This is a genomic window from Bacillus sp. FSL R5-0560 (assembly GCF_037966305.1).
In the GTDB taxonomy this organism is placed as follows: Bacteria; Bacillota; Bacilli; order Bacillales; family Bacillaceae; genus Bacillus; species Bacillus mojavensis.
The window spans coordinates 571,521-585,496 of sequence record NZ_CP150195.1; the positions used below are offsets into that span (position 1 = coordinate 571,521).

The window sequence follows — 13,976 nt, forward strand, 5'->3', positions numbered from 1 at the left end:
GAAATTTTATATTAAATTGATTTTGTCATTCGCTCAGAAAACTGTACTGGAACTACATTGCCTCCTGTCTCGTATAATGAGAATAGGAGGCTTTTTTGTATCAGGTTATGCTTAAATGGGGGGGGATTTATTTGAATATTGAGCTGCAAGAAATAGATATGTTACAAGCGGATTCGGGTCCTTATGGGATAGCGGTCTCTCGTGAAGGAAATGTATGGTTTACTCAACATAAAGCAAATAAAATCAGTTGTCTTCATCAAGATGGAACAATCAAAGAATATATTGTTCCAACTCCTGATGCACGAGTGCTGTGTTTGACCATATCTTCAATAGGTGATATTTGGTTTACTGAAAACGGGAAAGATAAAATTGGAAGGCTTTCAGCAACGGGCGTATTTACAGAGTACCCATTACCCCATGCACATTCAACGCCTTATGGAATTACTGAAGGTCTTCACGGTGATATTTGGTTTACTGAAATGAATGGAAATCGCATAGGGAGGTTGACAGCAGAAGGTATGATTCATGAATATGAACTGCCGAATAAAGAATCATATCCTTCTTTTATTACGTTGGGGCCCGATGACTCGCTTTGGTTCACTGAAAATCAAAACAATGCGATTGGCAAGATAACCGGATCAGGAGAAATAACGGAATACCCAATCCCAACACCGGGAGCAGCACCAGTAGGTCTTGCAAACGGAAATGATGGTGACCTTTGTTTTACAGAAATAATGGGGAATAAAATAGGAAGGATCACGATGTCCGGCGAAATAACGGAATATGATATTCCTACACCAAATGCCCGGCCTCATGCTATTGCTGCGGGAGTCGAATCGGATTTATGGTTCACTGAATGGGGAGCAAATAAAATAGGAAGGTTCACGAAAGAGAGAACCTTTGAAGAATATACAATCCAAACCCCTAATGGCGAACCTCACGGAATTGGCTGTGACAAAGAAGGCTGCGTATGGTTCGCATTAGAGTGTAATAAAATCGGAAAGTTACGCTTTCTGAAATAAACATTGAGGTTTAGTCTAACAACAATGCATGATTTAAAAAGCATACCTAGAACATTGTATGCTTTTTCATCTCCGTGAAATAATGGTACATTTACTGAAACTGAGGTTTCATCAACGTAGATTTTCAAAAAATTAAGTGCTTATAGTTCTTTTACCATGACCTTCTCGCCGTTATAATCGAGCTCGCCATTAAATGTAAAACCGAATTTTTGATACAGGCGCAAAGCATGAATGTTGTTCTCAAAAATGCTTAAATAAATTCTGTTACATGTATATTGCTCAGCAAGGTGATGAATAAGAGCTTCAAGCATCATGCTTCCTAATCCTTGACCTTGAAAACGCTCGTCAATGAAAAATCGGTCAAGCCACACTCTTCCGTTTTTATTTTCTTCATCAATTTCAGGAAACCATCCATACATAGCAAAACCGACTAACTCTCCTTCGTAATAAAGTCCAGCAGGTTTATAATACTGACATTTTGTTGCCTCCTCTAGACATTGCTTCGTTGATTCTATATATGATATTTGGCTCTTGTGAACATGAAGAGACAGAATAGATTCACGATTCTCTTCAGTTACCGCCTTTATCTCAATATTCATAGTCATTCTCCTTTTATCTGTTTATCTGAAAAGGACAGAAGCTTTTCAGATCAATTATTACGCTTTCATCCACATCATGTAGTCTTATAAAAAACAATGAGTTCTGTAGTTAATCCCCCAACTTTACTTTTGAACAAAACCTTCATTAAATCCTTTTTATAACCTTAACTGATAGCTCATCTAACATCACTTCTTTTCATAGTTTTGTCGCGGCAGCTGAGGAGCTGCTCTTTTTTGTAAACCTGTATGGGAGTCTTGCAGTACACTAGGTGCTCTTTCATAAATTAGTTTTACCTTAACATTCTTTATGGTGAGCATCTTCTTTTTATTGATGAACAGGTGAATTTCCTGAGCAAAAATCCAATTTTTCCGGAAGTTTCGGTAAAAAACGAAACTTTTAGCGCGTGTATTTTACTTTATAATGTAAGCGGTTTCTCCTATAGTATACTTATACTATCGTACATCATTTGAGTGAAACACAGGAAGGATAGAAAAACAGATGAGATACATGAATACTAGACAAAAAGACATTTTGTATCTGTTGTTATCTGAACCTGATGACTATTTAGTCGTGCAAGATTTCGCCGACAGGGTAAAGTGTTCTGAAAAAACGATCAGGAATGATCTGAAAACAATCGAAGGTTATCTGCATGAACATTCCCCTGCTCAGCTCATTCGCAAACCAGGATTAGGTGTCTATTTAAATATAGAAGAACATGAAAGGGCCCGGTTAACTCAACAATTAGGTACTGAACATTTTGGCTCAAAGCACCAGTCCGATGAAGAAAGAATTCTGCAAATCGCTTATCAATTATTAATGAACCCAAAACATGTGTCAGCAAAAGAAATTGCCGCTCAGCATTTTTTGAATAAGTCTTCCATCAAAAGGGATTTACATGAAATTGAAAAGTGGCTGAAGCGATTTGATCTCAAATTGGTGTCAAAGCAGCGGCTCGGTTTAAAGATTGAGGGAAATGAAAGAAATAAAAGAAAAGCCTTAGCCAGAATCTCTGATTTGATTGATAATCCAGAGTTTACAAGTCAATTTATCAAAAGCAAGTTCTTAAGTCATGAAGTGAAATTTGTGGCGAATGAATTCAAAACATTACAAAAGCACCATTCTATCTATTTCACAGATGAAACGTTCGAGAATTTATTATTGCATACATTGCTGATGATACGCCGAATCAAAATGAAGCAGCCCATCTCGATTTCGCCAACAGAAATGGCAGCAGTAGAAAAGAAGGAAGAATATCAGTGGGCAATGACATGTTTAAAACGGCTGGAAGCGGTTTTTGCCATCCGCTTTCCTAAAGAAGAAGCCGTGTATGTAACGCTGCATATACTCGGCGGAAAAGTTCGTTTTCGAGCTCAGGGAGAAGAGAAAAAGGTTCTGGAAAATCCCTTGCTTCCCATGGTTGTGCGGCATTTAATCGATCGTGTATCAGAGCTGAAAATGCTTGATTTTCATAGTGATCAGGATTTGATCAACGGATTGAACATCCATCTCAATACAGTGCTAAACCGGCTGAGTTACGATCTTTCTGTATCAAATCCAATGCTAAATGACATAAAAAAAATGTACCCTTATCTGTTTCATATGATCATTGACGTTCTGGAAGACATCAATCAAACGTTTGCTCTTTCTATTCCTGAGGAAGAGGCCGCTTATCTGACATTGCATTTTCAAGCTGCGGTCGAACGTTTGCGCCACAGCAGCGAGAAGCGTAAAAAGGCAATCATCGTCTGCCACATGGGCATTGGAATGTCACAATTGCTGCGAACAAAAATTGAACGGAAATTTCATCAAATTGCTGTGAAAGCCTGTATTGCAAAAGCTGATTTAGCAGATTACACAACAAAGCATGGGGACGTAGATCTTGTCATTTCCACGATAGCGTTAGAACATGTGCCGATTCCTCATATTGTTGTATCACCGCTGTTGGAGCCTTCTGAGGAGAAGAAACTAAGTGCATTTATGGATCAGGTTGACGTATCGCAACGCCAAACACAAAAAACGTTTAAGATGCTGAACAATACGACTCCTTTCTTAGTTTTTTTGCAGCAAGAGTCAGTTCATCGCTATAAGCTGATTGAACAAATGGCAATGGTTTTATACGAGAAAGGCTATGTGGAAAAGGAGTATGCCATTCATGCTGTGATGAGAGAAAAAATGTCGGCGACAAACATTGGAGCTGGCATTGCAATTCCTCATGCAAACTCTAAATTGATTAAACAATCAGCGATTGCGATTGCCACATTAAAAGAGCCGCTTGATTGGGGGGCCGAAAAAGTGTCACTCGTCTTTATGCTGGCTGTCAAACACGAGGATCAAAACATGACAAAGCAATTGTTCCATGAACTGTCATATCTGAGTGAGCAGCCGGCATTCATTCATAAGCTGACGAAGGAAACAAATGTTATGAGATTTTTATCTTATTTGGATTATTAAAAGCGGGCTTCGATGCCCTGCTTTTTTTGTATATGGAAAAATGCCAGTTTTTCCGGAATTAACGGTAAAAAACAGCGCTTTTACAAGCATGATTTTGATATACAGTTGTTACAGGCCTTATGATTCATACTTTAAAGGAGGACTCGTATGAAACTGTTAGCGATTACATCATGTCCGAATGGAATTGCCCATACATATATGGCGGCTGAAAATCTGCAAAAAGCTGCCGACAGATTAGGCGTCCAAATGAAAGTCGAGACCCAAGGCGGAATCGGGGTGGAAAATGAGCTGACCGGAGAGGAGATTCGTGAAGCAGACGCGATCATTATCGCTGCAGACCGCTCGGTAAACAAAGACCGGTTTATAGGAAAAAAGCTGTTGTCTGTCGGGGTTCAGGATGGTATCCGCAAACCGGAAGAATTAATTCAAAAAGCACTTAGCAGCGATGTGCCGGTCTACCGTTCAGCTTCAAAATCGGAAGCCGGCAATCAACAGGAGAAAAAACAAAATCCGATTTACCGTCATTTAATGAACGGTGTTTCCTTTATGGTTCCATTCATCGTCGTCGGAGGATTATTGATAGCGGTTGCATTGACGCTTGGAGGTGAGAAAACACCGAAAGGCTTAGTCATTCCGGATGAATCTTTTTGGAAAACGATTGAACAGATCGGAAGTGCCTCATTCTCATTCATGATCCCGATTTTGGCCGGATATATCGCGTACAGCATCGCTGATAAGCCCGGGCTTGTACCAGGAATGATCGGCGGATACATTGCAGCGACGGGAAGCTTTTACGGCAGTGCAAGCGGCGCCGGTTTCCTCGGCGGCATCATCGCCGGTTTTTTGGCGGGATATGCTGCCCTTTGGATCAAAAAATTGAAGGTTCCAAAGGCGATTCAGCCGATTATGCCGATTATTATTATTCCAGTGTTCGCTTCACTAATTGTAGGTTTGGCGTTTGTGTTTTTGATCGGTGCACCTGTAGCCCAAATTTTCGAATCTTTAACGGTATGGCTGGCGGGTATGAAAGGTTCGAGCTCCATCCTGCTGGCATTGATTTTAGGCGCAATGATTTCATTTGATATGGGAGGTCCCGTAAACAAAGTGGCATTCCTGTTTGGATCGGCCATGATCGGAGAAGGAAACTATGAAATTATGGGACCGATTGCCGTCGCCATTTGTATACCGCCGATCGGCCTTGGAATTGCAACGTTTTTTGGAAAAAGAAAATTTCAGGAGTCGGAAAGAGAAATGGGAAAAGCATCATTTACCATGGGGCTTTTCGGCATCACTGAAGGAGCCATTCCATTCGCGGCACAGGATCCGCTTCGCGTCATTCCGGGGATTATGGCAGGTTCTATGACTGGTTCTGTGATCGCTATGATCGGCAATGTCGGAGACAGAGTAGCACACGGCGGGCCCATAGTTGCAGTACTAGGCGCCGTTGATCATGTATGGATGTTTTTTATTGCAGTGATTGCCGGATCTCTTACCACCGCTCTTTTAGTTAATGTACTAAAAAAAGATATTCCGGTTTCTTCACCCACCGGGCTGAGTGAAGCTGCAGCAGCGAATGACGTTCCGAAACAGCACAATGAAGCGGAAAGCAGACAGATGGAGAAGACGGATATTCACAAGCTGACAGACATTATGAGTTTAGATCTAATTGAACCAACTTTATCAGGCGAAACCAGAGATGACATTATTGATGAAATGATTCAAAAATTGTCCCAAACAGGTATGCTGCATTCAGAGAGCGGTTTCAAACAAGCGATCATGAATCGCGAACAAGAGGGGACAACGGCGATTGGCATGAATATCGCGATTCCGCACGGGAAGTCTGATGCGGTCAAGAAGCCTAGTGTGGCATTCGGAATCAAACAATCAGGCATTGACTGGAACAGTCTTGATGGATCAGAAGCAAAGTTAATCTTTATGATCGCTGTACCGAAAGATAGCGGAGGGAACCAGCATCTGAAACTGCTGCAAATGCTATCTCGAAAACTGATGGATGACAGCTATAGAGAAAGGCTGCTCTCTGTGCAGACAAAAGAAGAAGCATACAAACTCCTGGATGAAATCATATAAAGGGGAGGATTTCATGATGGCTGAACCGCTATTTTTCAAGCCAGTTTTCAAAGAAAAGATTTGGGGCGGCACCGCTTTAACAGCTTTCGGCTATGACATTCCGTCAGAACGGACGGCAGAATGCTGGGCTTTTGCAGCACATCAAAACGGACAAAGCATTGTTCAAAACGGGATATACAAGGGGCTTACGCTCAGCGAATTATGGGACCATCATCGGCATTTATTCGGACATCTGAAGGGGGACCGTTTCCCTCTTCTCACAAAAATACTGGATGCCAATCAAGACTTATCCGTTCAGGTGCATCCGAAAGATGAGTATGCAAAAATGCGTGAAAAAGGGGAGCTCGGAAAAACGGAATGCTGGTATATCATAGACTGCCAAGAAGATGCAGAAATCGTTTATGGCCACAACGCAAAAACAAAGGAAGAACTGATCTCGATGATAGAAGTTGGAAAATGGGACGAACTCCTGCGCCGCGTAAAGGTAAAACCTGGTGATTTCTTCTATGTGCCAAGCGGCACCGTTCATGCGATTGGGAAAGGCATTCTCATTTTAGAGACGCAGCAGAATTCCGATACTACCTACAGATTATATGATTATGGCCGAAAAGATGCAGAAGGCAATTTGCGCGAGCTTCATTTGGAAAAGAGCATAGATGTGATAGACGTACCATTTGCACCGGATCAGCAAACGGTTCAATATGAACAAACAGATGATTTGCACAGAGCCGTATTGATTGAGTGCCGTTATTTTTCAGTGGAAAAGTGGGATTTAACAGGATCAGCAAGTTTAAAACAGCAAAAATCATTCCATCTTGTCAGTGTCATCGAAGGAGAAGGCAGGATAATCTCCGGCGACCGTACATATGACTTTAAAAAAGGAGATCATATGTTGCTGCCTTACGGGTTTGGGGAATTCAAACTCACAGGGGATGCGGAGTGTATCGTATCTCATCTGTAAAATAAAACTTTATAAGAGTTTCATTTTTGATATAAAGAACGAACCGAAGTGATCTCATTTTGAGCTAAATGAATAGTTAAATATAAAAAGATACCACTGGTATCTTTTTTCACGCTTCAATCTTATTTGAGCAAAAGAGAAGACGAAATGTGTTTCTGATTGATTTGTTTGTAAAAAAACAAGCTATCCTATTATAAACGCAGGTTTTTTATTTCATGCGCAAAATCATCTTTGGGTATGTCACGTTGGCTATTTCAAATGTGTCTTTCCCGAAACCCAACATTTGATCTGACAAGTTTTATAGGTAAGAATGGAAAGGATGATCTACATGAAATATGATAAAGTATTTTTAATGCGTTAGTTGTTGAAGGAATATTTTGATAAGAGGTGTATTTATGAAGTTTGATGAATTTGCGATTGGACAAGTATTTCATACAAAGTCTTTTAGGGTAACAAAAGAAAATGTAATGAGGTTTGCGGAAGAATTTGACCCTCAATATATGCATGTAGATGAGGAAAAAGCGAATCAAGGCAGATTTAATGGAATCATCGCTTCTGGAATACAAACGTTAGCCATTTCTTTTAAGCTGTGGATTGAAGAGGGTTACTATGGCGACGATATTATCGCTGGAACAGAGATGAATCATATTAAATTCATAAAACCCGTGTATCCAGACGATGAATTGCATTCAGTTGTTGAGGTTGTAGATAAGAAACCAAAGAAAAGTGGAACGGGTATACTTACTGTATTGATATTTACTTATAATCATAAAGAAGAGAAAGTATTTGAAGGTGAGTTATCGGTATTGATTAAGCAGTGACTAATGTAAATTAAAGTTTTTCATCATCAACTACCTATTGATATGGATATCAATGTTAAAGGCTCATCTTAGAAAGAAACATACCAAATCATATTGGTATGTTTTTTTGTTCATGCATTTTTTTATGGAACTTGTCATTCCTGCAATGACAGGAAGCAGAGTACCGATACCTTGCATCAAGGCGGTAAAGAAAAGAAAATTAGAACTATTTAATCTCCTTTACCACCTTCATTTTGCTTCCTTTTATGTAGGTGAAACACACCCCGCAGACAGTAACTATTCCGCCTAGCAGTGAAATCAATGCAGGCATTTCGCCTATCCACACCCAGGAAATCACCAGTGTCAAAGCAGGCGTTACATAGAGTGAAATCGTTGCTTCAGAAGGACCGACGATTGAAGTTACGTATGCAAGCGCAAAGTATGGGATAACCGTCGGGAATAAACCTAAGTAAACGATAGACAATGTGGAGTTCATTGAGGCGAGTATAAACTCTCCCCATAATCCTGGAAGAAAAACAAGCATTGGTATGACTGCCCCCCAAATTGTGAACGTTACAAATGGAATAAATCCATACTTTTTTATATAGCGGGCTTGAAAAACGAAATAAATACTCTCTGCAAAAGCTGCCAGCAGGATAAACAAAATCCCTTTCAAAGAATGCGTATGATCTCCTGTCCCAAATGAAATAAATGACACACCCAATAAACTAATGATAGAGCCAATCCATTTAGAAAAACCAAAATGTTCACCAAAAAACAGTCGAGATAACACCGCAGAAAAGATTGGTGCTGTGGTTACGAGTAAGCTTGCAATCCCGGCACTAACTGTTTTTTCACCGATATTAAGCAAAAGGTGATATAGTGCAAAGCCTAAAAACCCTAATAATAAGATGACAGGGACATCTTTCATGTCAGGTAAGCGCATTTTAGTCAGCGCAGCAAAAAGTAACAACGCCATAGATCCGATTAACAAACGAAATAAAGCAAGGTGTTCTGGTGTGTAGTATTCCAAACCTACACGAATTCCAGGAAAAGCTGATGCCCACAAACCGATCATAAGACTGTAAGATATAATCAGTTGAACAGTTTTCTTTTTCAAGATCTTCACTCCTTCTCTACAAAAACCAACCAGTGATTTAGTGTGTTATATACTAATAGAGATTTGATAAAATGACTTCAACCAGTTACGCAATTTATGACCCAACCACTTAGTAGAAGGAGACTGCTTTTGATGAGCTTTACAGAAGAAAAAACGAATAGAAAGCTTCCTAAGTACTTACAAATCATTGACTATATAAAAGAGAAAATAGGAAATGGAGAGTGGCCGATTGGAAGTAAGATTCCTAGTCAGCGAATGCTTGCAAAAGACTTTCATGTAAATCGAAGCACGGTTATCACAGCGTTAGAGGAATTGATGGCAGATGGATTGATTGAAGGCAGAATGGGTAAAGGGACAGTTGTCATCAACAATACTTGGACACTGTTAGCTAAGAATTCTGCACCTAATTGGGAGAAATATGTAACTTCTGGAATCCAGCAGCCAAGCCGAAGAATTGTTCAAGAAATCAATAAATCAGAATCAAATTCCGATCTTATACAGCTCAGCAAAGGAGAACTTTCAAATGAGATTTTTCCTTTGTCTGCTATGAAAGAGATTATGGGCAAGGTATCTCAAAATATAGAGGCGTTGGGATATGAGGAACCAAAAGGATACTTACCCTTAAGAGAGGCATTGAGTGTTTATTTAAAAACAATCGGGATTCAGGCTTCTCCTTCATCCATTCTTATTGTTTCAGGAGCACTGCAAGCCTTACAGCTTATATCAATGGGGCTTTTGCAAAGAGGATCAACTGTTTTTCTTGATCAGCCATCTTATCTTTATTCATTACATGTATTTCAATCAGCCGGAATGAATCTGACCGGACTTCCTATGGATAAAGAGGGGCTTTTGCCAAACCATATTCATATGACAAAGGGAGAACGGGGGAGAGCCATATTATATACAAACCCTTGTTTTCATAATCCGACTGGTATCTTAATGTCAGAAGAGCGGCGGAAAGAAATCCTTGCAGCAAGCGAGGAAACACAGCTTCCCATTATTGAAGATGACATATATCGTGAGCTGTGGATAGATGAAAACCCGCCATATCCTATTAAAACAATAGATAAAAACGGCCATGTGCTATATGTAGGAAGTTTATCGAAAACGTTAAGCCCCGGCTTAAGGATTGGATGGATAGTCGGACCGGAACCAGTGATTGAACGTTTATCTGACATTAAAATGCAGACAGATTACGGATCCAGTTCGTTATCTCAAAGAGTTGCGGCGGAATGGTTCACATCTGGCCAATATCAGCGGCATTTAGAACGTGTGAGACATCAATTAAAGATAAGAAGGCAATTTGTTACGAGCGCTTTAGAAACCAATATGAAAAATGCAGCTGTTTGGACTATTCCAAAAGGGGGATTCTTTATTTGGTTAAAAATTTTGCCTTCGATATCTATGAAATTACTTTATAAAAAAGCCTTAACAAAAGGGATTCTTCTCAATCTTGGCAGTATCTATGCTCAGGAAAAAGGCAATTATATTCGCTTGTCATACGCTTATGCATCCCTTGAAGATCTCCAAAAGGGAATTTATGAATTAAGTTTGATCATTAAGGAACTTGCAAGTAAATAAATATGCATTCAATGTTGAGAACCTATCTATCAAGCAATGTTGGTATGTTTTTATTTTTATGCGTTCTTAGAAATGTAAGCTGAATATGTAGAGGAGTAGGTATCTCCTCATCTTACTGGGCTGTTCTAAAAAACAGAAGTGTCCCTTAAAAGAGGGAATTCTTTTATGGATAGAATAAAAGAGAGAAAGTGACAGGAGGGTACAGTTTGCAGGAGGTAAAGAAAGAACAATATAGTGATGTCAAAGCATTGATCCATCATAAAGAAACATGTTGCCCGACATTTGTTTATTCAATATTAGAACAAACCATTCCAGGAGTTGTTTATGCAGATGATCAATCATTTCTGATAGGAACCAGTTCAGGAATTTATTATGTTGCAGGGGTTGAAAGGAATCAAAATGTCAACGAATGTATCGTTGAATTACACAAAAAGAGAGCAGAAACCAAAAAAAGATTTACGCTGTATTCTCCCAATCGTTCATGGGACAGCGTAATAAAAACTGTATTGCGTGATGAATTGAACCAAATGATGCGATATGCGCTTTCTCAACAAATTTCTGCCAAAAAGGCTTTTCAGCTTCCAAAGGGATTTACATTAAAAAGAATAAATGAAGATATCATTTCAACCAGCACTGAATTTCATAAAGCTTATTATGAGGAGTATTGGGGTTCAGTCTCGAATTTTTTAAAAGACGGATTTGGATTCGCTGTTTTGTATGACAATCATGTTGTCAGTGAGTGCACTTCCATATTTCTAGGCGGCGATCATGCGGAAATGGATATCTATACAAGCGAAGAATATAGAGGGATGGGGTTCGCTTATATTGCTGGGATTGCCTTTATAAATGATTGTCTCGAAAAAGGCGTCACCCCTAGCTGGGATTGTGATGTCAGCAACAAATCATCTATTCATTTAGCAAAAAAACTTGGATTTAAGATATCAACCAAATACTCCATCTTTTTTAAAAAATCAGGTTGAAAAAACCCTTCTTAGGAAGGGTCTTTTCTTGAGCACCAAGCTGACGGAGAATACCGTATTTATCCACATGAACCCTTTTCTCCATTTGAAAATGAATAGGATTCGCCATCATCCGGTACCAGTACATGAGATGACATGCCTTTTTCATGAAAAAAGCTTTTTAATTCTTCTTTAGATAATGCCCAATGGTTGACAGTCTCCATATCAATGAAATCCCTTTATAAAAAGCTTTATCAAAAGGATTCTTCTCAATCTCGGCAGTATCTATGCTCAGGAAAAAGGGGATTATGTTCGCTTATCATATGCTTATGCATCGCTTGAAGACCTTCAAAAGGGGATTTATGAATTGGTTTGATGATTAAAGAATTGGCAAGGAAGTAAGGTGAAAGAAAAAAAGTTGGAGCCGGGCTAAAAGATCACACACCAAACATATAGGCTCTTATGAAACAAGCGGTGATGGCACACCAATTAACATCTGCTTCAGTGGAAAATTCCACTATTTTTTTAAAACTGTTGACATTTGAACATCCATATTTTATTATTATCTCATATTCAAGATATTTTAATTCGAGATAAATAGCCATGACCAAGCATAAACCTGCTTGTATATAGAATCTCAATCCTTCTAATGTGATTTTTTTTAATATAATATCTCGAATTCGAGATAAAAGAGGAGTGGCGTAAATGGCTGAATTTTCACAGCTAGTCAAAGAAAGAAGATCTGCAAGCAACTTCCTATCAGATCATCCAATCACGAAAGAAGAACTTAATGAGATGTTTGAATGGGTTGCATTGGCTCCATCGGCTTTTAATTTACAGCATACAAAATATGTGACGGTTCTAGACCCGGGTGTAAAAGAAAAGCTGAAACAGGCCGCAAACGGACAATATAAAGTGTTTAGCTCATCTGCGGTTCTTTTGGTATTAGGAGATAAGCAGGCATATCAGCAAGCGGCTGACATCTATGAAGGATTAAAGGTGTTGGGGGTGCTAAATAAGCAAGAGTATGACCACATGGTTCAAGACACCGTTTCATTTTATGAAAGCAAGGGAGAACAATTTAAGAGGGATGAGGCGATAAGGAATGCTTCACTTTCTGCGATGATGTTTATGCTGAGTGCTAAGGAAAAGGGCTGGGACACCTGCCCTATGATCGGCTTTGATGCTGAAGCCGTGAAACGGATTTTGAATATAGATGATCAATTTGAGGTTGTCATGATGATTACAATCGGGAAAGAAAAAACAGAGAGCAGAAGGCCGCGCGGTTACCGGAAACCTGTGAATGAGTTTGTTGAGTATATCTAAATGAACATGCAAAGGAGCGGGTAAAAATGGCTAAAACAACGATGGGAATACATCATATTACAGCAATTGTCGGTCACCCTCAAGAGAACGCAGATTTTTACGCAGGAGTCCTGGGGCTTCGATTGGTCAAACAAACTGTCAATTTTGATGATCCAGGTACGTATCATCTTTATTTTGGAAATGAAGGCGGGAAGCCGGGAACAATCATCACCTTCTTTCCGTGGGCAGGAGCCCGCAAAGGCATCATTGGGGACGGTCAAGTTGGCGTGACTTCTTATGTCGTGCCGAAGGGAGCTATGGCTTTTTGGGAAAAGAGACTTGACAAGTTCAACGTTCCATACACCAAAATCGAGCGTTTTGGAGAACAATATGTAGAATTTGATGATCCGCACGGTCTGCACTTAGAAATCGTAGAAAGAGAAGAAGGAGAAGCCAATACGTGGACGTTTGGAGATATAACACCTGATGTTGCCATTAAAGGCTTTGGCGGTGCAAGCCTGTTATCAGCACAGCCTGATAAAACCGCTGAGCTATTAGAAAATATCATGGGACTGGAACAAGTCGGCAAGGAAGGAGACTTCGTTCGTTTTCGTTCTGCCGGTGATATCGGAAATGTGATTGACCTTAAATTAACGCCTATTGGCCGCGGACAAATGGGAGTCGGCACGGTGCATCACATCGCTTGGCGTGCTAGCGATGACGAAGATCAATTAGATTGGCAAAGATATATTGCTTCTCACGGATACGGTGTGACTCCTGTTCAGGATAGAAATTATTTTAATGCGGTTTACTTCAGAGAACATGGGGAAATCCTGTTTGAAATTGCAACTGATCCGCCGGGCTTTGCTCATGATGAATCACCAGAAACAATGGGTGGAAGGTTGATGCTGCCTGTGCAGTATGAACCGCATCGAACACAAATTGAACAAGGGCTGCTGCCGTTTGAAGTGAGAGAGTTAGACGGATTGTAATAACGCATGAAGAGAAATAAAGAGACATATATTCAACAGATGACCGCTGGAATTTACTGGAGGTAAATAACATGATGTGCTGCCTTTCAGCACATCA

Annotated in this window: 11 protein-coding genes and 1 pseudogene; 9 read left to right on the top strand and 3 right to left on the bottom strand. The window is 39.8% G+C overall.

From position 1 onward, the window contains the following. The first annotated feature begins 131 nt into the window (after positions 1-131). Positions 132-1,022: a Virginiamycin B lyase gene (locus tag NST56_RS02960; RefSeq protein WP_339179844.1), complete on the top strand. Its 891-nt coding sequence runs from the start codon at positions 132-134 to the stop codon at positions 1,020-1,022. A 140-nt stretch (positions 1,023-1,162) separates the two neighbouring features. Here NST56_RS02960 and NST56_RS02965 read toward each other — a convergent pair whose 3' ends face one another. Further along, the gene (locus NST56_RS02965; RefSeq protein ID WP_326217740.1) at positions 1,163-1,621 is read right to left on the bottom strand and encodes a GNAT family N-acetyltransferase; all 459 of its coding nucleotides are present in this window, start codon (positions 1,619-1,621) and stop codon (positions 1,163-1,165) included. Between the two features lie 499 nt (positions 1,622-2,120). Between NST56_RS02965 and NST56_RS02970 the strand changes: the two genes are divergently transcribed. The 4 genes from NST56_RS02970 (at position 2,121) to NST56_RS02985 (ending at position 7,943) form a co-directional block, all read left to right on the top strand. Next, a complete protein-coding gene (locus tag NST56_RS02970; RefSeq protein ID WP_326231889.1) occupies positions 2,121-4,073 on the top strand; it encodes a BglG family transcription antiterminator in 1,953 nt (650 codons plus the stop codon). A 147-nt stretch (positions 4,074-4,220) separates the two neighbouring features. Continuing rightward, positions 4,221-6,161 (top strand): PTS fructose transporter subunit IIABC, encoded by a 1,941-nt coding sequence (locus tag NST56_RS02975; RefSeq protein WP_339179851.1) that lies wholly within the window; start codon positions 4,221-4,223, stop codon positions 6,159-6,161. A gap of 13 nt (positions 6,162-6,174) precedes the next feature. Continuing rightward, the gene (gene manA, locus NST56_RS02980) at positions 6,175-7,122 is read left to right on the top strand and encodes a mannose-6-phosphate isomerase, class I (protein ID WP_339179854.1); all 948 of its coding nucleotides are present in this window, start codon (positions 6,175-6,177) and stop codon (positions 7,120-7,122) included. A 395-nt stretch (positions 7,123-7,517) separates the two neighbouring features. Next, a complete protein-coding gene (locus tag NST56_RS02985) occupies positions 7,518-7,943 on the top strand; it encodes a MaoC family dehydratase (RefSeq protein ID WP_010333159.1) in 426 nt (141 codons plus the stop codon). A 205-nt stretch (positions 7,944-8,148) separates the two neighbouring features. Here the strand turns inward: NST56_RS02985 and NST56_RS02990 are convergent, their stop codons facing one another. Then, positions 8,149-9,042, bottom strand: coding sequence for an EamA family transporter (locus tag NST56_RS02990; protein WP_339179855.1), 894 nt, complete (start codon positions 9,040-9,042; stop codon positions 8,149-8,151). A 132-nt stretch (positions 9,043-9,174) separates the two neighbouring features. Here NST56_RS02990 and NST56_RS02995 point away from each other — a divergent pair, with 132 nt between their 5' ends. Both NST56_RS02995 and NST56_RS03000 read left to right on the top strand, forming a co-directional pair. Continuing rightward, positions 9,175-10,623, top strand: a complete 1,449-nt coding sequence (locus tag NST56_RS02995; RefSeq protein WP_339179858.1) for a PLP-dependent aminotransferase family protein — start codon at positions 9,175-9,177, stop codon at positions 10,621-10,623. A 206-nt stretch (positions 10,624-10,829) separates the two neighbouring features. Beyond that, positions 10,830-11,603, top strand: a complete 774-nt coding sequence (locus tag NST56_RS03000) for a GNAT family N-acetyltransferase (protein WP_010333162.1) — start codon at positions 10,830-10,832, stop codon at positions 11,601-11,603. A 59-nt stretch (positions 11,604-11,662) separates the two neighbouring features. Here NST56_RS03000 and NST56_RS03005 read toward each other — a convergent pair. Beyond that, positions 11,663-11,806, bottom strand: a pseudogene (locus NST56_RS03005) (hypothetical protein); the annotation flags it as partial. A gap of 481 nt (positions 11,807-12,287) precedes the next feature. Here NST56_RS03005 and NST56_RS03010 point away from each other — a divergent pair. Beyond that, the gene (locus NST56_RS03010) at positions 12,288-12,908 is read left to right on the top strand and encodes a nitroreductase family protein (RefSeq protein WP_010333164.1); all 621 of its coding nucleotides are present in this window, start codon (positions 12,288-12,290) and stop codon (positions 12,906-12,908) included. A 26-nt stretch (positions 12,909-12,934) separates the two neighbouring features. Further along, positions 12,935-13,879: a ring-cleaving dioxygenase gene (locus NST56_RS03015; protein WP_268450630.1), complete on the top strand. Its 945-nt coding sequence runs from the start codon at positions 12,935-12,937 to the stop codon at positions 13,877-13,879. The last annotated feature ends 97 nt before the right edge of the window (positions 13,880-13,976 follow it).